Source organism: Pantoea latae, from assembly GCF_002077695.1.
In the GTDB taxonomy this organism is placed as follows: Bacteria; Pseudomonadota; Gammaproteobacteria; order Enterobacterales; family Enterobacteriaceae; genus Pantoea; species Pantoea latae.
The window spans coordinates 213980-237498 of record NZ_MWUE01000033.1 but is presented as its reverse complement, the minus strand read 5'-3'; the positions used below and the strand labels follow the sequence as shown (position 1 = coordinate 237498).

Genomic DNA, 23519 nt, shown 5'->3' with positions numbered 1-23519 from the left:
ATTTCCCTGGTGTTTCACTTTTGTGGTGCAATTAATCTGAATAACTACAGCGTGTTAGTCATTTATACTCTGCCTTTAAATAGATGCCCAATTGAGCTTTTTTATCTCTTGCACTGTTAAAGAAAAAAATATTTTATGGATGCACACAAGGGGAGCGGATAATGAACGAAAAAGACTGGCTGATTATTCATACTGTCTGGCAGCATCAGAATATTACGCGTGCCGCGCGGCAGCTCTATACCTCACAACCCGCGCTCAGTTATCGCCTGAAGCAAATTGAGCGCAAACTGGGTATCGCTTTGTTTGAAGAAAGCGGACGCCAGATGACATTCAGCGCGCAGGGCCGCTACCTGGCTCAGCATGCCGCCAGGGTTTTAAATGATTCCCTGCAGCTTAGGCAGACGCTACAAAGCCTGTCACAGCCGCGCCAGGGGGAGTTGCGTATTGGCGTCACCAGCAATTTTGCAGCCTATCGACTCCCCGATATTCTGGCGCGCTTCGCTGAGATACACAGCGGCATTCGCGTCAATCTGATAAGCGGTCTCAGCGAAGAGATGTATCAAAAACTGCAGCGCGAGGAGATTCAGGTTGCTCTGGTTAAAGATGACTATCACTGGCGTAACGGCAAACGACTGGTGGATGAGGATGATTACTGGCTAGTGAGCCAGCAGCCCCTGGATCTTCGCCTGCTACCTCAGTTACCGCAGATTCGTATTAATCATGGCGGGCATGTCACCCATCTGATTGAGCGCTGGTGGAATGCCAACTATTCTCTTTCACCGCGTGTAGCGATGCAGGTCGATAAACTTGAAGTGTGTCTGGCCATGGTTGAGCGTGGGCTGGGATATGCCATCGTATCAAGCTATCAACCTTTGGCGGAAGGCTTATGCCGCCAGCCAATCAGGGTCGCAGGAGAAGCGTTAAAAAGCAGGACATGGTTGCTTTATCATCATGCCAGCAGCGACGCATCGGTGATCCTGCCGTTTGTGGAAATGTTTCCGGACCTCGGCGTGTCACAAAATTAACCTGTCTGACCCGCATCTGGCATGCCAGAGCGAATCTCGTCGCTGCTGCGGATCTGGATAAGCTGGCCAGCGCACCTGAATGACCTACCCTTCGCTAGCTGGCTCACTCTCACAGCGTCCCTGATTAGCGTTCTCGCTTTTTTGTTCAATGCCGCCAGCGCACCTGTGAACCCTTAAATCAATCATTCGCCTTCAAATACGTTTCCCCATCCTTCTCATCCCCCCTTTTACCCTTTTGCGGCAAGCCATCGGGAAACCCGTCAGCCGCGTTGACAGCTAACCAACCTACCAGTAGGATGGTTAGACAGGTTAAATATGTGTTAACGCCGATTTCAAATAACATGCCGAGCAGGAGAGTAAAATGCCACTCAACATCAAGCCGTTGCAAGGTCTGCCTTCACAATACTGGCTGAAAAAATATTACTATTTACGCGCTGCGTTTTCACTAATATGGGTTGCTGCTGCGTTTATCGTCGGTCAGCACGCCAGCTATATTGGCGCTCTGCTGCTTATTATCTATCCTGCGTGGGATGCGCTGGCAAATTATATTGACGCTACCCAAAGCGGCGGCTTCGGAAAAAACCGCATGCAGACCGCCAATATTCTTATTAGTGCGCTGACTACGCTGGCGGTGATATTCGCCACCAGAGAGAGCATGAATGCGGTCATCGCGGTGTTTGGCGCATGGGCGATTTTATCCGGGCTGTTACAGCTTGGCGCCGCTGTGCTGCGATGGAAACATAACAATGCCCAGTGGAGTATGGCACTGAGCGGGGCGCAGTCCGCCCTGGCGGGTGCGTTTTTTATCTTTCAGGCTCAAGGGGTTGTGCCGCCCTCTATTATCAATATTGCAGGCTATGCCGCTTTTGGCGCCTTCTATTTTCTTATTTCAGCACTGTCGCTTAGCGTGATTATTCGCAGAAGCAGGCAAGTTAGCGCCTCTTAATAACAGGCTGCTTTTATTACGGCATCTCGCCTTTAAATAACAAACCTGAAGTGAAAAATGAAAATACACCCACTGTTCACCAAAAGAGCACTGCCGCTTCTTGCGCTAACGGGCATTATCCCTCTGGCGATCACCTTATTATTTCTCTGGGCGGGCGGCTGGCTGACACCTGCGCGTCTGACCTCCGATAAACTGGTCACGGTATTAGAAAAATCATCGGGCGTACACCCGACCTATCGCCGCAACCACGCTAAAGGCATATGCATACTCGGCCGTTTTATTTCTAATGGCAACGCCAGCGGTTTATCGCGCGCGGCGCTGTTCGCCAAAGGCGAAACAGCCGTGACGGGACGTTTCGCTATCGCAGGCGGCAATCCGCATGCGCCAGATTATGCGGTGCCGGTACGCAGCATGGCTCTGCTTTTTCAGCAGGCGAATGGCGAGCAGTGGCGCACGGGGATGAATGCCATGCCCTTCTTTCCCGTCTCTTCGGTCGACGCGTTTTACCAGCTGCAAACGGCTACGCTGCCAGAGAGTCAAACCGGAAAAGCCAGTCCGCAGAAGCTCACCGCATTCATCGCCAGCCACCCGGAAGTCAAACCCTTTTTTGCATGGGCAAAGCAGTATAAGCCCTCCTCCAGCTGGGCCAGCGATCGCTTTAACAGCCTCAACGCCTTCCGGCTGGTTGATCAGGCGGGCCAGTCACATCTGGTTCGCTGGAGCATGGTGCCGACGATTGCAGAGGAGCCAGTCAGCGAGGCCAGTCAACACGACGCTGATTTTCTGCAAAAAGATATTTTACAGCGACTCGATCGCGGTCCGCTCAGCTGGGATCTGGTGATCACGCTGGCGCAGGCGGGCGACAAAAGCAATGATGCCGCTGCCGCCTGGCCAGCCGATCGTCAAACCATCAATGCTGGTAGACTGGTGATCAACCGGGCCACGCCCCAGCAGCAGGGGCCGTGCAATGACATCAATTTTGATCCGTTGATTTTGCCCGACGGCATCGCCGCCTCTGACGATCCGTTATTGAATGCGCGTTCATCAGCCTATGCCAAATCGTACAATTTACGCACGCGTGAACAGGCAGGAGCAAAATTATGAAGCACGCTGACTATTTTCACCCGGCGCTGCGCTTGCTGCACTGGCTGATGGCCGCAGCGATTTTCACCATGCTGTTTATCGGTGTGGCGATGGTCGCCAGCGTCTCCTCTCTGCATAGCTTGCTGCTGGCGATACATAAACCGCTGGGCGTGATGATTCTGGTTTTAGTTGTGGTGCGCCTGTGGCTGCGTTTTGCCACCGCGACGCCCGCCCTGCCCGCGTCGTTACCCGCATGGCAGCGCGGCGCGGCGCACTTTTCCCACTGGATCCTCTACCTGCTGCTGCTGGCGCAGCCGCTGATCGGCTGGGCGATGCTTTCTGCTGCCGGTTATCCTGTTACGCTGGGCGGCGGTATTGTTCTGCCGCCTCTCCTGCCCGTCACTAACGACGGGTATGCACTATTGCGTCCTCTTCATAGCTGGGTGGCGCTCGCGCTATTCGCGACGGTGATGCTGCATCTGGCGGCCGCGCTGCTGCACGCTTTTATCCTGCGGGATGGCGTGTTTCGCACTATGACCGGCATGCGACGCCGTGACTAGCCTGCCGTTAAGGGAGAAAAATAGTGACCGTTATCCGTTTTCCTGACAGCAAAACAGCGCGTCCGCCTGAAGGCGCAGAGCAAACTATTCAGGCAGAGAGAGAGGATTATCTGCCGGTCAGTCGGGGTGACAATCAGGCAGTACGCCATTTCGCGCTGACCCTTGCCGAAAAGCTGTTAAAGGACCAGGAGCTCAACCACGTCGCGCCGATGCTGGTAGACAGAGTGGTCAGAATGCTGGTGAATGAATCGCGGGAAGTGCTGGAGAAAAACTAACAGGTCAACGCTCGCATGAGGTGGCAAAAACCCTCTGCGAGCGATGAACGCGCGTTGATCAGGAACCGAGCGCCCGCTCGACCGCCGCCTCGCAGTGGATCAGCGTGGTGTCGAAAACGGGAAAGGAGACATTCTCCTGATTAAGCAACATGCCGACTTCCGTGCAGCCGAGGATCACACAATCGGCGCCGTTCTGCGCTAATCGTTGCGCGATGCCTTCATACACCGCGCGGCTGGCGGAGGTCGCGATATCCTTGCAGAGTTCCTCATAAATAATGCGATGCACTTCCGCTCTGTCGGCAGCCTCAGGAACCACAGGCTGAAGTGAGGCCGCCCGCAGTCGGCCGAGGTAAAAAGGCTGCTCCATGGTAAAGGCGGTGGCCATCAAACCCGGCGCGCGCAGACCCGCCTGACGAATTCGCTCGGCCGTGGCGTCCGCGATATGCAACAGCGGAATGCTGACGCCGTCCATCATCTGCCCGGCCAGCTTGTGCATGGTGTTGGTCGCCAGCACGATAAAATCAGCACCCCCACGCTCCAGCGCCTTTGCTTCAGCATTTAAGATGGCACCCGCCTCGTCCCACTGACCGCTGGCCTGTAGCTGCTCAATGGTGGCGAAATCAAGAGAACGAATCAGCAACTCGGGCGAATGCAGTCCCCCCAGGCGCTGACGAACCAGCTCACACATCTTGCGGTAATAGATCTGGGTGGAAGCCGCCGACATACCGCCCAATATTCCAATGGTTTGCATGCTATTTTCACTCCGTTCAGAGGCTGGCAGAAAAGGCGGCAACGCCTTTTATCGTGCGGGTCAGGCCGTTGCGACAATACGGTTTAACACCGGCTGCAGGATTTGATGAAACAGCCCGGCGCGGTTAAACGCGCGCGCTGAAAGCATGGCGCCGTGCACCGTTGCCATCAGCGCCTTCGCTTCGACGTCTGGCGCATCCTGTAGCTGGAAGGTGCCCTGGCTTTGCCCTTTCTCCAGCAGCGAGGTCAGCCAGCCGGAAAGATCGCGGAAATGACCCGAGACTTCGGCTGCGATCTCCTCAGGCAGCGTGGGTAATTCAGCCGCCAGCATGGCGCACAGACAGAATAAAGAAGAGCCATCCTCAATGCAGTGCGACCAGTAGCCGATATAGGCGTTAAGCTCAGCCAGCGGGTCATTGAGCTGATGATCGAGCGCTGCCATTCCGGCGCGCGCCTCCTCACAATATTGCGCCACGACGGTGCGCACCAGATCTACCTTACTGGGAAAATGGTGATGGATACTGGCTTTGCGGATCTGCACCCGTTCGGCAATATCGGCATAGCTAAAGCTTTTATAGCCGCCAGCGATTAGCATGCGACGAGCATGGAGAGCGATTTCATTCGCTTTTGGTGAAAGTTCGGTCATAAAGCGTCTCAGCGTAGCGATACAGGCGCAGGCAGGATGCCTGCATCTAATGGTGATACTACCTGAGTCAACCTACCTATAGGTAGCCTGCCTGTCAAGGCGCCGCCTGCGCAGCGCAGCCAGCGCAGGCTACCCACCATGATCAGGAGAAGATCGGTCAGCGCATACCGCCAGAAGCCAGCACGATCTCGCCCGTTATCCATCCCGCGTCGTCCGAGGCGAGGAAGGCGACAATCGGCGCAACATCCTGCACCTGCCCGCCGCGACCGCCACGGCCTGTACACCCGCGGCGATGATATCGTTCACCACCCTTTCTGCGCTGCTTTTGCCTGAAGCGTAGTTGACCACAACCCTGGCGCCCTCGCCCGCCAGCTGACGCGCAATGCCTGCGCCGATGCCCTTAGAGGCGCCCGTGACCAGTGCGACCTTACCTTCTAACTTTTTCATCTCTTTGACTCCCGCTGTGCCGGTTGGATTAAAGAGAACAGGTTGAGGCTTACAACATTGTTTAGGAACTGACACTTTTGTATATTTGATGTTCATTTTTGAACGGTACATAGAAGATGGAATGGAGTGACGTTCGGATCTTTCTTGCGGTTATCCGCAAAGGTTCTTTTGGCGAAGCCGCGCGCACGCTTGGCGTGAGCCATCCCACGGTGGGGCGTCGGATCAAGGCGCTGGAGAACGAGGCGCAGCAGGCGCTATTCCGCAGAACGCGCGACGGGCTGGTGCTGACGGACGCCGGAGACGCCATACTGAACCTCGCCGAATCGATGGAAAATTCCGCGCTGGCGCTGGAGAGGCGACTGGCGGGCAATCACGATCGTCTCGAGGGTATATTGCGTATCTCTTCTGCGGAGTGGTTTGCGACCACCGTGCTGGCGCCTGTGCTGAGCGAGTTGACGCGCCGCCATCCCGCCATCGTACCGGAAGTGATCGCCAGCTATCGCCTGCTCAGCCTGTCGCGTCGTGACGCCGATGTCGCTTTTCGCATCGTTCCCTTTACCGAACCGGATATTGTCCAGCGTCGTCTGATGAGCATTGCCTACGGGCTTTATGGCACTTCTGCAACCGCGCAGGCGATGCAGAACGATCCCGCCTCCGTCGGCCTTATCCTGATGAATACCGCGCAGTCCCACTTTCCTGACGTCGCCTGGCTGCTTGATCGATTCCCTCAGTCACCGCGCGTTTTCACCAGCACCAGCCGAGCGGTGCAGGCGCAGATGTGCCTGCGCGGCATGGGCGTTGCGGTGCTGCCCCAGCCGCTTGGCGATACGCTGCCCGGATTGCAACGTATCCAGACGGCGGAGCCGCCGCCATCCCGCGATATCTGGGTGGGATACCATCAGGATCTGCGGCATATGGATCGCCTGCGCGCCATGCTGGATATCGCTGATACGCTTCTGGTAGATCCGGTGATGAGAACGCAATGATAGCGGCGGAGCCAGCAGCCGGTCAGGCTGGCGGCAGAGCAGTCTCATGCAGATGCCGCCAGATCGCCTGAGCATGGTGATCCCGTTCAAACACCACGGTGGAAAAACGGCGCGTTGCCGCCTGTCCGGGCTGTTGCTGTAACTCTTTATATACCACCGTCGCCCCGGTTTCGTTTTCAGCAATGATCTGCATATCGTCGATGTCGATAGTCAGACCCGGACGGGCGCCGCGCTGCGTGCGGAAAAACGCGCTTAAGGCGGTAAAATTGAGCAGAAGACCGCCCGGCGTCACCATTGAGTATGCCGGGCTAAACCGTGACAGTAAGCTTTCGCATACCTCATCAGGGGCATCTGCCTCCCCTAACCAGCGGCGAATTAATGCGTGGGCATCCACGACTTCTCTGAAATAACGATTCATTGCGACTCCTGATTAACGGCAGGTATGACGTGGTGGCTGGCGAGACGAAAACAGCACAACAAGGGAATAACGGCGCTGCATGCTGCTATCACAAAGCAAAGGCGACAGGCCTGTTGCGTCGGTAGCCCGGTGTTGGCGATCAGATTAAACAGCAGATTGATCAGCGTAACGCCCAGGCAGAAACTGAGCTGGCGATTGATATTCCACAGCGCGCTGGCATCAGCAAGTTCATCCTCCGCGATCTGAAGAAAGGCGGCGCTTTGCGCTGTGCTGCTGCATAAGCTGCCGCCAAACCCCATCAGCGCAAAGGCAAACACGCAGACTATCGTATCCGCTGCGTGGCCGGTCAGCGCCAGCGCGCCCGTGCCGGCGGCCTGAACCAGACAACCCGCGATAAACAGCGGGCGCGGCCCCCAGCGGTTAAACTTTTTGCCTGTCAGACCGATCGCGGCAAAAGCAGCCAGCGACCAGGGCAGCATCATCGCGCCGACAACCCTGGCAGGCATGCCAAGCTGATTCTGCAGGTAGAGCATGGCGAGCATATTCACGCCGATAAAGACGCCCGGTACAGACTGATAAATCAGCATGGCGGTATGCAGAAGCGGATCCTTAATCAGACGCAGATTAAGCAGCGGCGTGCTTTGTTTCAGGGCGTGCCAGACGTAGCCCGCCAGGCCCATCACGCCGGTTAACAGCAGCATCGCGCCCTGATTGAGATAGTGAGGCTCCCCCAGCCCGGTCAGCCCGAGAAGGATCAGGGTTAACGCCGCGCAGCCGCTCATCAACCCCACCATATCCAACCGTTCGCGCGAAGGGCCGCGCGCATCCTCTTTCAGCCAGAGCCCGGCCAGGAGAAGCGCGAGCGCGGCCAGCGGCAGGCTGGCCAGAAATACCCATCGCCAGCTGAGGCAGTCGACCAGCACGCCGCCGATAGCCGGTGACAGCGCAGGCGCCAGCAGGGCGATCAGCATCACCACAGAGGAGAGCTTTGCGCGTTCATGGCTTTGATAGAGCGCATAGGTCATTGTCTGGCCAATGGGGATCAAGAGTCCGCCGCCGATGCCCTGCACCCAGCGCCAGGCAATCAGCTGCGAAACAGAGAAAGAGGCCGCTACACCGACGGTGCCGACCATGAAAAACAGCAGAGAAAACATGAAAAGGCGTTTTGCGCCAGCTCGTCTCGCCAGCCAGCGGCTAAGAGGAATAACCAGCGTGAGGCCCAGAATGTAGCCGTTACTTATCCATGCCAGCTCACTCACCGAGGCGGCTAAACGTCGCGAAATAGCTGGATACGCGACGCTGGCGATAAACATATTGACTAAATCAAGGAAAAAACCCAGCAAATAGACGCTGGCAACGCGCACTCGATAGCTCATTTTAGTCTCGGAAAGATCGGCACAAGGGGCGCAGTATAGGCATCGCGAGGAGCGGGATAAATTCACGCGCGGCGGTTACACTGTCAAAAAATTTTTGACAATCAACGCTTCAACAGGAGTAAGAATGATTGACTTGCAGCGCGTCAGGATCTTTGTCGCCGTGGTTGAGGTAGGAAGTTTTACCGGCGCGGCGCACACGCTCGGCCTGACCAAAGCCGTGGTGAGCGCTAACGTTAAACTGCTGGAAAAAGAGTTAGGCGTCTCATTACTGAACAGAAGCACCAGGCGCGTCTCCGCCACGCAGACCGGCGAAAGGTTTTACCAGCATGCTTTGCGGCTGCTGCAGGAGGCGGAATATGTTCTGGACGACGTACGCAGCGCTCACTCAGGCTTAAGCGGGTCGCTGAGAATCACCACCACGCCGGAGTATGGCGTGCGCGTCATCGTTCCGGCGCTGGCGGCATTCAGCGCCAGACATCCGCAGCTGCGCATTCAGCATGTTTCATCATCGATGAATGACGATCTTATTTCTGGCCGTTTCGATGTTGCTATACGGCTTGGGCAACTTGCCGATTCCAGCCATCACGCCCGGCTTATCGATCGGTTTGCTATTGTGCCGGTGGTGTCGCCTGACTACCTGACGACTCTGGGTTCGCAGCCGGTTAGCAAACTGGCGCAGCTTGCCGAGGCAAAATGGATCGCCCACAGCCGTTTATCGACGCCGCTAAGCTGGCAGGTCACCACGCCTACGGGAGAGAGTCTGTTTTTCAGCGCGCATCACCCCGCCGCCATCGTGGCGGACAGCGCCGCTTCCCTGCTCGCCTTTGCCCTGGCAGGCGCGGGCGTCGCGCTTTTACCGGCCTGGCTGGTGAAAGAGGAGATAGCCAGCGGGGATTTAATCCATCTGCTGCCCGATCACCACTTTCCCCGCCAGGGGATCTACGCGCTATACCCCAACACGCGCCATGTACCAGAGAAGGTGCGCGCCTTTATCGATTTCCTGCAGGGCCGCATAGAGGACGCGCAGCAGCATAGCCCTGTTACGCAGACATCCCGCCATCAATGACCAGCTCGGCGCCGCTCACGTAGACGCTTTCGTCTGAGGCCAGGTACAAGGCCGCCGCCGCCACCTCGTCGGGATCCCCCAGACGTCCGGCCGGTATCTGCGCGCTCAGCGTCTGCCTGACATCGTCGCTGACCTGATCGAACATTGGCGTATCGGTGGGCCCAGGACTGAGGGTATTGACCCTGATGCCACGCGGCGCCAGCTCGGCGCTCCAGCTGCGGGCATACGAACGCACCGCGGCCTTACTGGCGGAATAGGCGCCATAGCCGGGATTGGCCATTCCGCCCGCAATCGAGCCGATCAGCACGATAGCGCTGCCCTTGCCCATCAGCTGGATCGCGTGCTGCACGGTGAAGACCATAGCGCGCACGTTCAGGTCGAAGGCGCGGTCGAAATGCGCCTCGGTGGTCTCTTCCAGGCGGGCAGGCTCGGCCACGCCTGAGGCGTTCACCAGGATATCGAGACGGCCCGCTTTGGCATGAATAACCTCGAACAGGCGCGCAAGGTCGCTGGTGCGGGTCAGGTCGCCGGCGATCGCCTCGACCTGGCCGCCAGTAAGCGTTGCCGCCTCGGCCAGCTGGGTTTCACGTCGCGCGGTGATAAAAACGTGGGCGCCCTCGCGGGCAAAACGGCGGGCGATGGCGAGGCCGATGCCGCTGCTGCCGCCGGTCACCAGCACGATCTTTCCTCTTAGTTTCACAATGGCTACTCCAGATGCAGGATAGACGCCAGATGATACATTTCGTATATTTAGTGTCAATTACGCACCTAATCGATACCAGATATAGTGAAGGAAACTTTATGGCGACCGATATCGCGGCTCTGCTGGCCGAAATCAACAGCACACGCCCCATCCTTGAGCAGGTGGCCAACAAATGGTCGGTATTGATCCTGACCGTGCTTTGCACTCAACCGGCGCGCTTCAACGCCATCAAGCGCAGGCTCGACCCCATCACCCACAAAGCCCTGACGGAGGCGCTGCGCCGCCTCGAGCGCAACGGCCTGGTCAGCCGTCGCGTCATCGCCTCGTCGCCGGTGGCGGTCGAGTATGCGATCACGCCGCTGGGGCGCACGCTGCAGGATCCTTTTGTGGCGCTGGTGGGCTGGGCCAGGCAGTTTGGCGCGGAGATAGAGCAGGCGCAGGCGCATTACGACAGTCGGCGCGCCGATGAGGCTTCTGAATGAAGAAAGTTACAGGAGGGTGTTCTGTTTCTTATGGATCTATTGACAGGTTTCGCGAAAGTACACGGGCAAGCCGAGAAAGCCGGCCTTGCCGTCATTAATCCAGACAAATGTTGACCAGACAAATGTTGAAATGCTTAGTCAGTTGCGCGCAGATTTACTGTAAATAATAAGACATATTATCTATGACTTTTTTGGCCAGAATTGCATGATCCATTTCCCAACAGGCTGGACTAAATAACTCAGCCGACCATACTCCATCAAAGCCAGTGGCTTTAACTGCCTCGGTCCAGGCAGGTATATCAATCTCGCCTTCGCCTGGCATAAAAGCGCGCAACACCGTTTCCTGCCAGGCTTCGCCCTGCCGTGGCTTACGACCATCACAGAAATGCACTCCGAAAATCAGCGAAGGGTCAAGCCGGCGAATATCATCCGGTGTCGTTGCGCCAGAAGCAAACAGATGCCAGAAATCAATGACCACTCCTACGTTGGACAGGCCGATGCGGCGAATTACCTCTAGCGCCTGATTCAAAGTATTAAATCGGGTATGAGCGATGACTTCGATTTGATAACGCACGCCATAGCGTTGCCCGATGGTGGCAATGTCATAAATGTTCTCTGTCATGATATCCATGATTTTCGCGTGCGACAGATGATCAATACCATGCTGTGCAAGGATCTGAATAGTGGGGCACTCAAGGTCAGCAGCAATCTGGGTCAAATGCACCGCTTCGGTAAGCAGTTGCTGTTTATCGCTGCCCTGATGACGCTCGATATCAATCAATGCATTGAGACAGGCGGTTTGCAGGCCATAACCATGCACGTTTTTTTTTAGTGCGTCAGTGGTGCCGCCGTTATCGAGATAGCGCAGGAGTTTGTCGTGTAAAAACTCGAGTCCGTCATACCCCGTCTCTGCAGCGATGCGCGTTTCTGTGGCCAGGTTACAATAATGTGTCGAGATGCCGTGTAATGCTTTAATCATATTTACCTTCAGGATAATGAATAAAAAAATGTAGCCGCTGTGCGTAGTAAAGCGCGGCCAGATTTTAAACAACAGGCGAACGGCTATTCGCTGTCACCCTGAATATTTAACGTATCAAGCGCAGCGGATATGGAGCAATATTAATTAAATAGCGCCGGCTTATTCGCTAGGTTCTGACCTGCCCATTAAGCCAAAACTTTTTATAGCGTGCTGGAGGAATACCAACCAGGTTGTGAAAAATACGGTGAAAATTATTAACATTATCGTAGCCAACGGCATTCGCCACTTCGGTGACACCCAACTCGGTACTCAGTAAAAGATTTTGTGCCTCTCCAATACGGCGGCGTGTCTGATACTGTTTAGGGGAGTATCCGGAATATTTTTTAAAGACGTGCGCCAGATAAAAATGATTCATATTCATCGCTGTAGTCAGAGAGCTTAGCGCAATATCTTCTTTATAATGGCTGTCAATATAATCTTTTATACGCTGACCAAGAAGAGCATGGGTATCTTCCTGCTCTTGCTTGTTTTCAATCCATATTTTTCGACAAAGTAATAGTACGACGCTTAGCAGGTTATCACCGATTTCAATACTGTAGAGCTTTTTGCTGTTAACATGCGCCCACATCTGATCAAATAACAGGCAAAGCTCCTCATAGCATTCACCGCTTGCCATTACTGCCGGTTGGGCGCGTGTCGTTAGCACGTTGAGCGGTAAACCTTCAATTTTGAGTTGTTCAACACCGCAGCTGAAAATCAGTAAGTCGTCTGTGGCATCAGGGCATTCATCATGTAACACATTAGCATTGAACAACATGATATCGCCTTGTTTAACGTGATAGCTCTTGCCATCAATGTTATAGGTGCCACTGCCAGAACGAATAAACATCACTTCAAAACGGTCATCATGCTTGTGCATGACTCGAGGAATAGCGTCTTCTTTACCCTCTGCCCTACACATGAACGCCAGACGCGGACGCAAACCACTGTCAAATCCACTAAGAGAAAGAGGGTCATTCAGGCGGAAGGTAATCATGTCAACTCCTGTGGGCTTTTTAGTATTCTTACATGAGTTTCAGGTTTCGTAATCATCAATTTTGCTTTTTTGAAAATCTTACCTTATTGAAATATATCCATTTTATTTATTACAGTTAATGCTGACTGACGATTGTTGTTTTTCTTAGCTGCCGGTAATCTCTTAGCATGATCTCTATCACATTTTGTCTGACTCGAGTCGACTGAGACTCTGCTCAGCGATCTTTTTTTACAAAGGGCATCATCCCAGATGAAATCAGGGATAAAGTGTTTTATCCACCCCAGTATCATCAAAATTGCTTTAGCCGGTTAAAAATTAATAAAAGAAAAAACCTGGAATCAACATTACTCTTTCCTTCAAAAAAGCATGCTGTTTTAAGGCGTCACTGACAGGCGCTATACAACTACTCTCACACAACAGGCGTTTTATGACACCTACCCTTTACTCTTACTTTTCCATTGCAAAAACTTGAAATTTGGCTTCTCTCGATTCTTGCTATGTCAACCTTATAAAAACATCTTGTGATATTTATCACTTTATTTTGTGCTATCTGTTATCAATATTTGATCTCAAACACGCTGTTAAATTCTGTTGCTGACACGCGCTGGTATTTGAAATTTAGTTTGATGTAACGTTGTCGTAACAACAAAGGGAGAGAGATAATTACTCCCCTCCCGAAAATTAACAGTAGTCCTATTGTGCATTACTCCAATGTTCTGATTCAGGCTGCCAAATTTGATCGGTTAATACCGATCATAAATGGCCTCGCATCGGTGTTACCCTATAACCAGATGGAACAGATATGTATAATAAAACCAACCTGCAAAACCCCCAGCGCATGAGATTAATTACCATAGTGTCAACTATTGGTGGATTGTGCTTCGGTTACGATACGGGCGTTATTTCCGGCGCTCTGATTTTTATGAAATACGATCTTAACCTGACGCCAACGCAAGAAGGATTTATCACCTCTTTTTTACTCTTCGGCGCGGCACTTGGTTCCCTGTTTGGTGGTTATTTATCAGATAAGCAGGGCCGCCGTAAAAATCTGTTATGGGTTGCGGCGATTTTTATATTTGGCGCTTTAGGCACCTCTTTTGCCTGGGATGTGCCGTCGATGATTATAGCTCGCTTTATTTTAGGCCTGGCCGTAGGGTGTGCTTCGGTAACGGTGCCCATCTATATTTCCGAACTTGCACGCGCCGATCAGCGAGAAAGGCTGGTTACGGTTAATGAGCTGATGATCGTTACCGGTCAATTCCTCGCCTACTCAGTTAACGCGGCGATTGTGAATCTCTATCCAGAAATGCAACACAACTGGCGGATTATGCTGGCAATCCCGGCATTGCCCGGCGCGCTCCTGTGGTTTGGCATGCTTATGATGCCGGAATCTCCGCGCTTTTTTATCCGTAAAGGCGATACAGATAAAGCAGTCAAAGTTTTAAAAACGCTGCGCCTTCCAGAAGAGGTAGATCGCGAAGTCAAAGAAATTCAGCAAATTGTTAAAGCAGACCAGGTGAAGTTTAATCTCTTTGCCGAGCTGAAAAATCGCTGGGTTATTCAGCTGGTGTTGATCGGCTTAATGATTGTGCTGGCAACTCGTGTAACGGGCGTCAATACCATCATGTATTATGCGCCCACCGTTCTCAAAGCTTCTGGCCTTGGTGATGCTGCAGCCGTTACCGGTGCGGTTGCCAACGGCGTCATTTCGGTACTCGCCACGTTACTGGGTATGGCGCTAATCGGCAAACACTCCCGTCGTAAAATGTTTTTTACCGGCCAGGCAGGCGTCACCCTAAGCCTGGTGTTGATCGGCCTGGCCTTTAAATTTTTCTTTCACACTGAAACGCTAAATGGTGTAGAGACTTTACATGCCAATTTCGCCAACGCTCCCTACGTTATTCTTGGATTAATGCTGGTATTCCTTGTCTTTATGCAGGGCTGGATCGCCCCGGTATTCTGGCTGATGCTGGCTGAAATCTATCCTTTAAGAATGCGCGGCGTAGGTATGGGCTTCGCGGTGTTTGGCCTGTGGATCTTCGATTTTATCATTCAATCCATTTTCCCGTTCCTGCTGAGTCATTATGGCGGCGGTATGACATTCGGATTTTTCGGTGCCACTAACGTCATCATGCTCATCCTGTTGGTGAAATATCTGCCGGAAACGCGCGGCCTGACGTTAGAACAGATTGAAAAAAAATTCCGCTTTTAAACTGAGGTAAAGCAAATGACTGTTAAAATTGGCCTGATTGGCCTTGGCATGATTGGACAAGATCATCTGAAGCGTTTTCGCGATGTCATCTCTGGGGCAGAAGTTACGGCCGTTTGTGATATCAATCATTCTACCGCTGACGCTGTTGCCAGCGAATATAATGCTGTCGCATTTTATGATGCAGAAGAGATGATTCATTCCGAACTAGTCGATGCGGTATTTATCTGCTCGATTGGACCCGTGCATAAAACGCAAATTCTGGCCGCGTTCAAGGCAGGCAAACCGGTTTTCTGCGAAAAACCGTTGACGCCAACCGCGGGTGAATCGAAAGAAATCATTGATGCAGAAGTCGAGGCTGGTAAGCGCCTGCTGCAGTTAGGTTTTATGCGTCGCTTTGATCCTGGGTATCAGGCGCTGAAACAGTCGATAAGCACCGGTGAGCTTGGCGATATTATGCTGATTCACTGCGCCCACCGTAATCCATCGGTTCCCGAAAGCTATACGCTTGAGATGGCGATAAACGACTCAGCCACCCATGAAATTGATATTATTCGTTACCTGCTTAATGAAAATATTACTTCAGTGCGTGTAGATAAGCCGCGCAAAAAAACCAGCCGGGCGTTACCGCACTTACAAGACCCGCTTATCGTTATTTTCGAGACGGAATCAGGCGTCCGTATTGATGATGAGCTGTTTGTTAACTGCCATTATGGCTATGACATTCGCTGTGAAGTTATTGGTGAGAATGCGATTGCCGCCCTGACCGAGCAGCAACTGATCAGTACGCGCTCATTCAACGGCAACGCGCAGCATATTGCCCAGTCCTGCATGGAACGTTTCGCGACGGCGTACGATCGTGAAGTGCAGCATTTTGTTAACAGCGTGCGCGATGATCTTCCGATGGCGGGCCCCTCTTCCTGGGATGGCTATGTGGTTGCACTGGTGTGTGACGCAGGTTTGGCTTCGCTGAAGGATGGCGAAAAACATGAAGTGGTTATCCCTGAGCAACCAGCGCTCTATCGCTAATAGCCATTCTTCTCGCGGAAAGTGAGGGATTAGATATGTTGAAACTGTCTGAAGATTCACTGCATTTGCAATGCCGGGCGGCCAATAAAAATGAAGCGATCAAAATAGCCGCTAACGCGCTTGAAAAAGCGGGTTATGTCAAACCGGGCTTCATGGAAGGCATGCTGGCACGCGAGAAAAGCGTTTCCACCTATATAGGCGCAGGTGTTGCTTTCCCTCATTGTGCAAAAGAGAACCTCGATCTGGTCCTTAAAACCGGTTTTCAGGTTTTTCAGTTCCCACAGGGCGTGAGCTGGGGAGCCGGTAAAGTGGTGTTTGTGGTGGTTGCCGTCGCGGCCACCGGTAATCAACACATTCAGGTACTGGCGGATATTGCGAGCCTGCTGGGTGATGAGGTGAAAACGACATTGTTAGCCAGTGCTAAAACCAAACAAGAGTTTATTAGCCAGTTTGAGAAAGCGTAATTAACGCACCAGATAAAGGATTAAGTCATGAAACTTGCATTATGTACCGATGTTTTAGCGGATTTACCCTTCACCGCGATGCTGGATAAAGTGAAGAGTTATGGGATCAGCGGAGTCGAGATGACCGCTGGCGGTTGGTCACCCTGTCCACACGTCAAAACTGAAGAGCTGCTCTCGTCGCCAGAAAAGCTGGAACAATTCAAGCAAGAGCTGGCCGAGCGTGAAATACGCATCGTGGCGCTCAATTGCTCAGGCAATCCATTAGCACCGGGTGAGCTGGGCGACACCCATACCAAAAGCAGCTATCGGGCGGTGGAGCTAGCCGCCAAACTGGGTGTTAAAAAAATCGTTATGATGAGTGGTTTGCCGGGTGGCGGACCGGAAGATCGCGTGCCGAACTGGATTACCTCTACCGTTTCCTGGCCTGATTATATGCCTGCCGTGATCGATTATCAGTGGAATAAAGTCGCCATTCCCTGGTGGAAAAAATTTGTTCAACATGCAAAACAACACGGCGTTGAGCAAATTGCGATTGAAGAGTTTCCTTCCCAGTTGGTATACAACCCCTCAACGCTGCTGCGGTTGCGCAATGAAGTGGATGATATTATCGGTATGAACCTCGATCCTTCGCATCTGCTGGCGATGGGTGCCGACCCGATTGCGGCTGTGCGCAAACTCGAAGGCGCTATATTTCACGTACATGGCAAAGATGCACGTATTGAGCGCGGACTGGCTGAGATAGACGGTCTGCTGGAATATCAGCCAGTGACGAATACCAAAACCCGTACCTGGAATTATGTCGCGGTTGGATGCGGCCAGGATCTTAAATGGTGGAAGGAGTTTTTCTCGGTGCTACGCATGACCGGCTATGATGGCGATGTCTCGCTCGAGATGGAAGATCTCACCATGAGTGTTGAAGCGGGACTTCAGACCTCTATTGACGCGCTAAATCAGACCTTGAGCCGTTAATTAAAACGTAACGCTTAACGACCCGACAGGTCACAGGGGAGTCTGGCATGGACTGTTTAACTGCCAGACTCGACCCGTTTCTACCCACGTTAATGAATCATCTCTGGACTAGCGGCACAAGATGAAGAGATGGCCCCCCAACCGTTAGTTTGATGCTGGGGTTTTAAGCTTATCCTGTGCCTGCGTGGCCTACTGGTGGGAGTCGTTTCTCACCAGCTTCATTCCCGTCTGACCAAGGCCATAAGCACCTCTCGTGTTGTAGCCCGCACTGTGGCTGTTTCCCCCTGGAAATGTCAACGCTGACCGCCTCTCCCGCCTGTAGTCATTAATGTGTCAATTGCAGGCTGGCAAAAATTCTCTCTTGCATATCAGACAGCAAAAGTTAACCTATATACAATCCATATACGTTTCATATAGGACTTTCGATGGGCATTGTCAAAATCTCCGACCTGATGCATGAAAACCTGCGCATCGCCAGCCAGGCGATGAGCCGCTCGATCAATTCGCAAGCCGAACACTGGCTCAAGCTCGGCATGCTGGCGGAGCTCTATCCGCAGTTTACCCAGCAGGAGCTGGCGCAACTGCTGATCCGCGTTGAGCTGGAGCACGGCAGCGATCTGCGACACATCCTGTCGGTGTCCGAACGTATGCCACAAGGAGAAGCGCAGTGAAAAGAGGCGTAAAGATCCATACGCAGGAACAGATCGAGCTGGCGCGCGCGGCGGGCCACGCGGCGGCCCAGGTGCTGGCGATGATTGCGCCGCATGTGCAGCCTGGCATCACCACGCAGGAGCTGGATGACATCTGCCACGATTTTATCGTCAACACGCTGCATGTGATCCCGGCTAATATCGGCTATCAGGGCTATACGCGCACCACCTGCACCTCGGTCAATCATGTGGTGTGCCACGGCATTCCCTCGGCCAAAAAGCTGAAAAACGGCGACATCGTCAATATCGATATCGGCATTATCAAAGAGGGCTGGTACGGCGATACCAGCCGCATGTATTTCGTCGGCGAGCCGTCGGTGCGCGCCCGCCGCCTGGTGGATATCACGTATCAGTCGCTGGTGGCTGGCATTCACAGCGTCAGGCCCGGCGCGACGCTGGGCGATATCGGCGCGGCAATCCAGCGCGTTGCCGAAGGCGCCGGTTTTTCCGTGGTGCGCGACTACTGCGGCCACGGCGTCGGTCAGATCTATCACGACGAGCCGCAGGTGCTGCACTACGGCACGCCGGGAGAAGGCATGAAGCTGCAGCCGGGCATGATCTTTACCATTGAGCCGATGATCAACGCCGGTAAAGCGGGCACCAGCGTGCTCTCCGACGGCTGGACGGTGGTCACCAAAGATCGCTCGCTCTCCGCGCAGTGGGAACACACCCTTGCGGTGACGGAGAGCGGGTTCGATCTGCTGACCCCCTGGCCGGACGGCACCGGCGACTATGCGGCTATCTGAGCCTCAGGCGGAGTCGCGCTGAATAATCTCAAAGCCGATATCGGTTACCGGCTGCGGCACCGCGTCGCCCGCCAGACGCGCCAGCAGCGCGCGCACCGCCTGCTGCCCTATCGCCTGACGATCGATGCGCACCGTGGTGATCGCCGGGCGATGGGCCGCGGCGAAGGCGAGATCGCCGAAGCCCATCACCGCCACATCCTGCGGCACGCGTCTGCCGCGCGCCTCCGCCTCAATCAGCGCGCCCTGCGCGATGGTGTCCGAACTGCACACCACCACGTCAACTGCCGCATCGTCAAGCGCGGCAAAGGCATCGCGCCCGCCCTGCATCGACGCGGGCAGCGGCACGGCGATCTGCGCGACAATGGCAATCTGCTGTCGCCGCAGCCGCGCCTCCAGCCCCTGACGACGCTGCGCGGCGCGCGCGTCGTCGGCCCATAGCAGCGCAGGCTTGCGGTAGCCACGCTGAATGAGATAGTCGCCCACCTCCGCGCCCACCTGCTGATGAGAAAAGCCCACCAGCATATCGATCGGCGTCGGCGTCATATCCCAGATCTCCACCACCGGCAGCGCGGCCTGCAGCACCATTTTCTTCAGCGCGGGCGTGTGGTGGATGCCGGTGAGAATAATGCCGTCCGGCCGACGCGACAGCAGCGTGGCGACGATTTCCGCTTCGCTCTCCGCCTGATAGCCGCTAACGCAGAGCAGCATCTGGTAGCCCTGACGCACCATCTCGTCGTTGAGCGCCTGGATGGTGTCGACGAACATCGCATTGTTGATTTGCGGCACCACCACGGCGATCAGTCGGCTGCGGCGGCTCGCCAGCCCGCCCGCCAGCGCGTTGGGAATGTAGCCGGTGGCGCGCACCGCCTCCATGACGCGCGCCAGGGTTTGCGCGCGCACCTGCTGCGGCACGTTCAGCGCGCGGCTGACGGTCATGGCGGATAAGCCGGCGGCGCGCGCCACATCCTCCAGCGTCGGCGCGCGCGGCGGGCTCGCTTTGATCTTCATTTCTCTCTTCTCCCTCAAGCGTCGGGCGGTTGCTGCATTGGCACAATGTTAACCCTAACATTTTTGGCAGCTGAATCTGTTTTAATAAACTGTGACGCAGCCCTGCTTTTATGCGCTGCAGGCACGCTATACCTGTTAACGCCTTTAGCCACTCACCCGCTTAAAAATGTTAGCGCAAACATTCAGGAGGTTTTTATGACCCATGCCGGTTCCGATGCCGTCTCTTATGCCAGACATCACGGCGGCAAAACCGCTGCCGAATCTGGCGATCGCATTGTCTGGGTAAAGCTGTCGCTGGCTTTTCTGCCGCTGGCGACACCGGTCAGCGACGCCAAGGTGCTGACCGGCCGCCAGAAACCGCTGACCGAGGTGGCGATCATTTTTGCCGAGCTACAAACGCGCGACGGCTTCACAGGCGTCGGCTTTAGCTATTCGAAACGCGCAGGCGGCCAGGGCATCTACGCCCACGCCTGCGAGCTGGCGGACGCGCTGCTGGGGGAAGACCCTAACGATATCAGCAAGATCTACACCAAATTGCTGTGGGCTGGCGCGTCGGTGGGCCGCAGCGGCATGGCGGTTCAGGCGATCTCGCCGTTCGATATCGCCCTGTGGGATATGAAGGCGCGTCGCGCCGGGCTGCCGCTGGCGAAACTGTTCGGCGCGCACCGCGACTCGGTGCAGTGCTACAACACCTCCGGCGGCTTTCTGCATACTCCGCTCGACCAGGTACTGAAAAATGTCGCCATTTCCCGGGACAACGGCATCGGCGGCATTAAAATCAAAGTCGGCCAGCCTGATACGGCGGAAGATCTGCGCCGCCTCAGCGCGGTGCGTCAGGCGCTGGGCGACGACTTTCCGCTGATGGTGGACGCCAATCAGCAGTGGGATCGCGAAACCGCTATCCGCATGGGGCGCAAGATGGAGGCGTTTAACCTGGTCTGGATCGAGGAGCCGCTGGATGCTTACGACGTCGAAGGGCATGCGGCGCTCGCCAGCGCCCTTGATACGCCGATCGCCACCGGCGAGATGCTCACCAGCTTTCGCGAGCATGAGCAGCTGATCCTCGGTCACGCCAGCGATGTGGTGCAGCCCGACGCGCCGCGCGTCGGCGGCATTACGCCTTTCTTGCAGATCATGGATCTGGCCGCGCGCCACGGCCGCAAGCTGGCGCCGCACTTCGCCATGGAGATCCACCTGCATCTTGCCGCCGCCTATCCGATTGAACCCTGGCTGGAGCACTTTGAATGGCTCAATCCGTTATTCAATGAGCAACTTGAGCTGCGCGACGGCCGCATGTGGATTTCCGACCGTCCCGGACTGGGTTTTAGCCTGAGCGAGCAGGCAAGGAAGTGGACGGTGCTGACCAGCGAAACGGGTCAGCGACCCTGACGCGCGGCCCTCAGGCAGGCTGCCAGAGGCGCACGCCGTCGCGTCCACCGCGCTTGACCTGGTAGAGCGCGTCATCAGCATAGCGCAGCCAGCTGTGGATCGAGTCCGCCTGGCTGGCTGGCGCGATGCCGATACTGACGGTACAGGAAAAATCGGACGACGCAGGCAGGCGCAGCTGTGAGATGCGCGTCCTGAGGGTCTGCGCCAGCGCCAGGATGGCGGCGTCCTGGGCGTCGCGCACGATCACGCACAGCTCGTCGCCGCCGAAGCGCGCCGGAATATCTTCGATTCCCACGCCGTCGCGCAGCAGCGCGGAGATTTCCGCCAGCAGGAAATCGCCCGCTTCATGACCGAAACTGTCGTTCACCGCCTTGAAATGGTCGACATCGATCAGCATCAGCCAGGCGGCGCTCTCTCCGCGTCGGGTGCGCAGAAACTCGCTCTCCAGCCGACGCTCAAACAGCCGACGATTGGGGATTTTCAGCCCAGGATCCATCAGCGCGATGCGCTCCAGCTCGCGGTTTTTCAGCCGCAGGCTGAGCGTCAGGTTGTAGGAGACCACGCTGAGCGCCAGCAGATAAAAGGTGGCGAGCGGCAGGCTCAGCCATACCGTGCGGATGCTGAAGTGCATATTCACCGGCGCGCCGCGCACCAGCCACACCAGCGCAAAGGCGATCAAAAACGCCCGCAGCGCGGCGATAAGCTGCGCCCAGCCGCCTGCGGCGTATCGATCCGCCACCAGAATCGCCATGATGACGAACGATGGCAGCGGGCTCAGCGCCATCATCGCCACCCAGGCGCCGCCGAACGCGGCGTCGAGCGTCAGGTTAGTGCGCTCGCGTCCGGTGGGATCGTCTGAGGCCAGCGCCAGCCGCCACGCCAGCCAGGGCCATAAAAAGGCGTTGGCGAACAGCAGCGCGCAGGCGCTAAGACCACATCCCGACTCCATCAACACCGACAGAATAGGGTAAAAACAGAGCAGCGTGCCCAGCTGGCGCATAGCAAACATACGCCTGACGAATCGTGTCGAGCGTAACTTCAGATGCGTATCATCAGGAGAGTAGTAATTCATTGAAGCCGTAAAAGAGGCGGTATCGTTAGCGCAGTTTATCGGGATTTAGCCTAAATCGGTGGATTTTTTTAGGAATATTCACCTTGCGCGAGCCGCGTCATCACACTAGCCCGCCAGCATCTGCCGCGGCTTAACGCAGCAGACGCATAACCTATGCCGCATTCCTTATTAACGCTTTTGGCGCAGCAAACGTAGTCTGCTCTTTTTTTCACCGGGAAAATAGCAATGAAAATGTTAGCGTTAGCGCTCTCTCTGGCCGCGTTTGCCGCGCAGGCGGCCTCGACCGAACTGGTGGTGGGCGATCAGAAAGGCAACGCGCGCGCCGTGATGGAAGCGGCGGGCCAGCTTACCGATCTACCTTATGCAGTGAAATGGTATGAATTTCCTAACGCCGCGCCGCTGCTGGAGTCGCTCAACGCCAGCCATCTCGACGCCGGGCTGGTGGGTGACGGGCCGCTGTCGTTCGCGGTGGCGTCCGGCGCGACGATAAAAGCGATTCAGGCCTCGCAGTATCTGGGCAACGCTATCATCGTGAAAAAAGGCAGCAGCATCAAAAGCGCCGCAGATTTAAAAGGCAAAAAGATCGCCACGGTAAAAGGCTCCTCCGGTCAGAACCTGGTGTTTAATGCGCTGAGCAAAGCGGGCCTGCCCGCCGACAGCGTGCAGTTTGTCTTTACCACCCCAGCCGAAGCGACGCTGGCGCTGGATAACGGTGCGGTGGACGCGGTCGCCACCTGGGAACCCTACGTCTCCTTTGCTATTGCCCAGTCCGGCGCGACGATCGCGGTGGACGGCGACAACTTCCCGGTCTCCAACTATCTGGTGGCAACCGATCGCGCCATCGCAGACAAGCGCGCGGCGCTGCAGGACTTTCGCCAGCGCCTGATCCGCGCGCGCGCGTGGGGCGTCGCCCATCCTGAGGCCTATGCACAGGGCATCGCCACGCTGCTGCGCCTGCCGGATGCGGTAGCGCTCAGCAAAGTGAAGCGCGAAAACAACGCGCCGGTCGCCGACGTGGCGCTGGTGCAGCAGCGCCAGCAGGCGGCTATCGACACCTTTACCCGCAGCGGGCTGATCAAGCCCGGCCTGAAAGCCGATCAGGTGATCGACGCCAGCTTTTTCCGCCAGCCGTAAGGAGAGATAAC

General features: G+C 55.4%; 26 protein-coding genes and 1 pseudogene. 16 read left to right on the top strand and 11 right to left on the bottom strand.

Features of this window, described 5'->3' with window-relative positions:
• Positions 1-161 precede the first annotated feature (161 nt).
• The 5 genes from B2J69_RS20985 to B2J69_RS20965 all read left to right on the top strand — a co-directional run bounded on the left by B2J69_RS20985 (position 162) and on the right by B2J69_RS20965 (position 3889).
• Complete coding sequence (locus B2J69_RS20985; protein ID WP_081141988.1) at positions 162-1025, top strand: LysR family transcriptional regulator; 864 nt, start codon at positions 162-164, stop codon at positions 1023-1025.
• A gap of 361 nt (positions 1026-1386) precedes the next feature.
• Positions 1387-1971 carry a DUF308 domain-containing protein gene (locus tag B2J69_RS20980; protein ID WP_081141986.1) on the top strand — a complete coding sequence of 195 codons (585 nt, stop codon included), beginning with the start codon at positions 1387-1389 and terminating at the stop codon, positions 1969-1971.
• A 57-nt stretch (positions 1972-2028) separates the two neighbouring features.
• Positions 2029-3075 (top strand): catalase family peroxidase, encoded by a 1047-nt coding sequence (locus tag B2J69_RS20975; RefSeq protein ID WP_081141984.1) that lies wholly within the window; start codon positions 2029-2031, stop codon positions 3073-3075.
• Positions 3072-3614, top strand: a complete 543-nt coding sequence (locus B2J69_RS20970) for a cytochrome b (RefSeq protein ID WP_081141982.1) — start codon at positions 3072-3074, stop codon at positions 3612-3614. The genes B2J69_RS20975 and B2J69_RS20970 overlap by 4 nt, the downstream gene beginning before the upstream one ends.
• A gap of 23 nt (positions 3615-3637) precedes the next feature.
• The gene (locus B2J69_RS20965) at positions 3638-3889 is read left to right on the top strand and encodes a hypothetical protein (RefSeq protein ID WP_081141980.1); all 252 of its coding nucleotides are present in this window, start codon (positions 3638-3640) and stop codon (positions 3887-3889) included.
• A gap of 58 nt (positions 3890-3947) precedes the next feature.
• Here B2J69_RS20965 and B2J69_RS20960 read toward each other — a convergent pair whose 3' ends face one another.
• The 4 genes and pseudogenes from B2J69_RS20960 to B2J69_RS24485 all read right to left on the bottom strand — a co-directional run.
• Positions 3948-4640, bottom strand: coding sequence for an aspartate/glutamate racemase family protein (locus tag B2J69_RS20960; RefSeq protein WP_081141978.1), 693 nt, complete (start codon positions 4638-4640; stop codon positions 3948-3950).
• A 60-nt stretch (positions 4641-4700) separates the two neighbouring features.
• Positions 4701-5285, bottom strand: coding sequence for a TetR/AcrR family transcriptional regulator (locus B2J69_RS20955; protein WP_081141976.1), 585 nt, complete (start codon positions 5283-5285; stop codon positions 4701-4703).
• Between the two features lie 157 nt (positions 5286-5442).
• A complete protein-coding gene (locus tag B2J69_RS24560) occupies positions 5443-5538 on the bottom strand; it encodes an SDR family oxidoreductase (RefSeq protein WP_236722760.1) in 96 nt (31 codons plus the stop codon).
• 5 nt (positions 5539-5543) lie between these two features.
• Positions 5544-5732 (bottom strand): annotated as a pseudogene (locus B2J69_RS24485) (SDR family NAD(P)-dependent oxidoreductase); the annotation flags it as partial.
• A gap of 116 nt (positions 5733-5848) precedes the next feature.
• Between B2J69_RS24485 and B2J69_RS20945 the strand changes: the two are divergent.
• A complete protein-coding gene (locus B2J69_RS20945; protein ID WP_081141974.1) occupies positions 5849-6718 on the top strand; it encodes a LysR family transcriptional regulator in 870 nt (289 codons plus the stop codon).
• A gap of 22 nt (positions 6719-6740) precedes the next feature.
• Here the strand turns inward: B2J69_RS20945 and B2J69_RS20940 are convergent, their stop codons facing one another.
• Positions 6741-7136: a DUF4440 domain-containing protein gene (locus B2J69_RS20940; protein WP_081141973.1), complete on the bottom strand. Its 396-nt coding sequence runs from the start codon at positions 7134-7136 to the stop codon at positions 6741-6743.
• Positions 7133-8512, bottom strand: coding sequence for an MFS transporter (locus tag B2J69_RS20935; protein WP_081141972.1), 1380 nt, complete (start codon positions 8510-8512; stop codon positions 7133-7135). The genes B2J69_RS20940 and B2J69_RS20935 overlap by 4 nt, the downstream gene beginning before the upstream one ends.
• A gap of 124 nt (positions 8513-8636) precedes the next feature.
• Here B2J69_RS20935 and B2J69_RS20930 point away from each other — a divergent pair, with 124 nt between their 5' ends.
• Entirely contained in the window at positions 8637-9578 is a 942-nt protein-coding gene (locus tag B2J69_RS20930) for a LysR family transcriptional regulator (protein WP_081141971.1), read from the top strand.
• On the opposite strand, the gene B2J69_RS20925 is transcribed toward B2J69_RS20930, so the two are convergent.
• The gene (locus B2J69_RS20925) at positions 9553-10281 is read right to left on the bottom strand and encodes an SDR family NAD(P)-dependent oxidoreductase (RefSeq protein ID WP_081142253.1); all 729 of its coding nucleotides are present in this window, start codon (positions 10279-10281) and stop codon (positions 9553-9555) included. The two genes, B2J69_RS20930 and B2J69_RS20925, sit on opposite strands and share 26 nt — an antisense overlap.
• 98 nt (positions 10282-10379) lie before the next feature.
• Between B2J69_RS20925 and B2J69_RS20920 the strand changes: the two genes are divergently transcribed.
• Positions 10380-10763 carry a winged helix-turn-helix transcriptional regulator gene (locus B2J69_RS20920; protein WP_081141970.1) on the top strand — a complete coding sequence of 128 codons (384 nt, stop codon included), beginning with the start codon at positions 10380-10382 and terminating at the stop codon, positions 10761-10763.
• Positions 10764-10917: 154 nt separating this feature from the next.
• Here the strand turns inward: B2J69_RS20920 and B2J69_RS20915 are convergent, their stop codons facing one another.
• Together B2J69_RS20915 and B2J69_RS20910 are read right to left on the bottom strand one after the other, a co-directional pair.
• Positions 10918-11742, bottom strand: a complete 825-nt coding sequence (locus B2J69_RS20915) for a sugar phosphate isomerase/epimerase family protein (RefSeq protein ID WP_081142252.1) — start codon at positions 11740-11742, stop codon at positions 10918-10920.
• A gap of 166 nt (positions 11743-11908) precedes the next feature.
• The gene (locus tag B2J69_RS20910; RefSeq protein ID WP_081141969.1) at positions 11909-12778 is read right to left on the bottom strand and encodes an AraC family transcriptional regulator; all 870 of its coding nucleotides are present in this window, start codon (positions 12776-12778) and stop codon (positions 11909-11911) included.
• Between the two features lie 802 nt (positions 12779-13580).
• Between B2J69_RS20910 and B2J69_RS20905 the strand changes: the two genes are divergently transcribed.
• From B2J69_RS20905 to map, 6 genes are all read left to right on the top strand, one after another.
• The gene (locus B2J69_RS20905) at positions 13581-14990 is read left to right on the top strand and encodes a sugar porter family MFS transporter (RefSeq protein WP_081141968.1); all 1410 of its coding nucleotides are present in this window, start codon (positions 13581-13583) and stop codon (positions 14988-14990) included.
• Positions 14991-15005: 15 nt separating this feature from the next.
• Positions 15006-16016, top strand: a complete 1011-nt coding sequence (locus B2J69_RS20900) for a Gfo/Idh/MocA family protein (RefSeq protein ID WP_081141967.1) — start codon at positions 15006-15008, stop codon at positions 16014-16016.
• A 35-nt stretch (positions 16017-16051) separates the two neighbouring features.
• Entirely contained in the window at positions 16052-16480 is a 429-nt protein-coding gene (locus B2J69_RS20895) for a PTS sugar transporter subunit IIA (RefSeq protein WP_081141966.1), read from the top strand.
• Between the two features lie 27 nt (positions 16481-16507).
• Positions 16508-17449: a sugar phosphate isomerase/epimerase family protein gene (locus tag B2J69_RS20890; RefSeq protein ID WP_081141965.1), complete on the top strand. Its 942-nt coding sequence runs from the start codon at positions 16508-16510 to the stop codon at positions 17447-17449.
• A gap of 425 nt (positions 17450-17874) precedes the next feature.
• The gene (locus tag B2J69_RS20885) at positions 17875-18120 is read left to right on the top strand and encodes a ParD-like family protein (RefSeq protein WP_081141964.1); all 246 of its coding nucleotides are present in this window, start codon (positions 17875-17877) and stop codon (positions 18118-18120) included.
• Entirely contained in the window at positions 18117-18905 is a 789-nt protein-coding gene (gene map / locus B2J69_RS20880) for a type I methionyl aminopeptidase (RefSeq protein ID WP_081141963.1), read from the top strand. The genes B2J69_RS20885 and map overlap by 4 nt, the downstream gene beginning before the upstream one ends.
• 3 nt (positions 18906-18908) lie before the next feature.
• Here map and B2J69_RS20875 read toward each other — a convergent pair whose 3' ends face one another.
• Positions 18909-19913, bottom strand: coding sequence for a LacI family DNA-binding transcriptional regulator (locus tag B2J69_RS20875; protein WP_081141961.1), 1005 nt, complete (start codon positions 19911-19913; stop codon positions 18909-18911).
• A 195-nt stretch (positions 19914-20108) separates the two neighbouring features.
• Between B2J69_RS20875 and B2J69_RS20870 the strand changes: the two genes are divergently transcribed.
• On the top strand, positions 20109-21302 hold the full coding sequence (locus tag B2J69_RS20870; protein WP_081141959.1) for an L-talarate/galactarate dehydratase: 1194 nt from the start codon (positions 20109-20111) through the stop codon (positions 21300-21302).
• Positions 21303-21312: 10 nt separating this feature from the next.
• Here the strand turns inward: B2J69_RS20870 and B2J69_RS20865 are convergent, their stop codons facing one another.
• The gene (locus B2J69_RS20865) at positions 21313-22374 is read right to left on the bottom strand and encodes a diguanylate cyclase (protein WP_081141957.1); all 1062 of its coding nucleotides are present in this window, start codon (positions 22372-22374) and stop codon (positions 21313-21315) included.
• A gap of 225 nt (positions 22375-22599) precedes the next feature.
• Here B2J69_RS20865 and B2J69_RS20860 point away from each other — a divergent pair, with 225 nt between their 5' ends.
• Positions 22600-23508 carry an ABC transporter substrate-binding protein gene (locus tag B2J69_RS20860; RefSeq protein WP_081141955.1) on the top strand — a complete coding sequence of 303 codons (909 nt, stop codon included), beginning with the start codon at positions 22600-22602 and terminating at the stop codon, positions 23506-23508.
• The last annotated feature ends 11 nt before the right edge of the window (positions 23509-23519 follow it).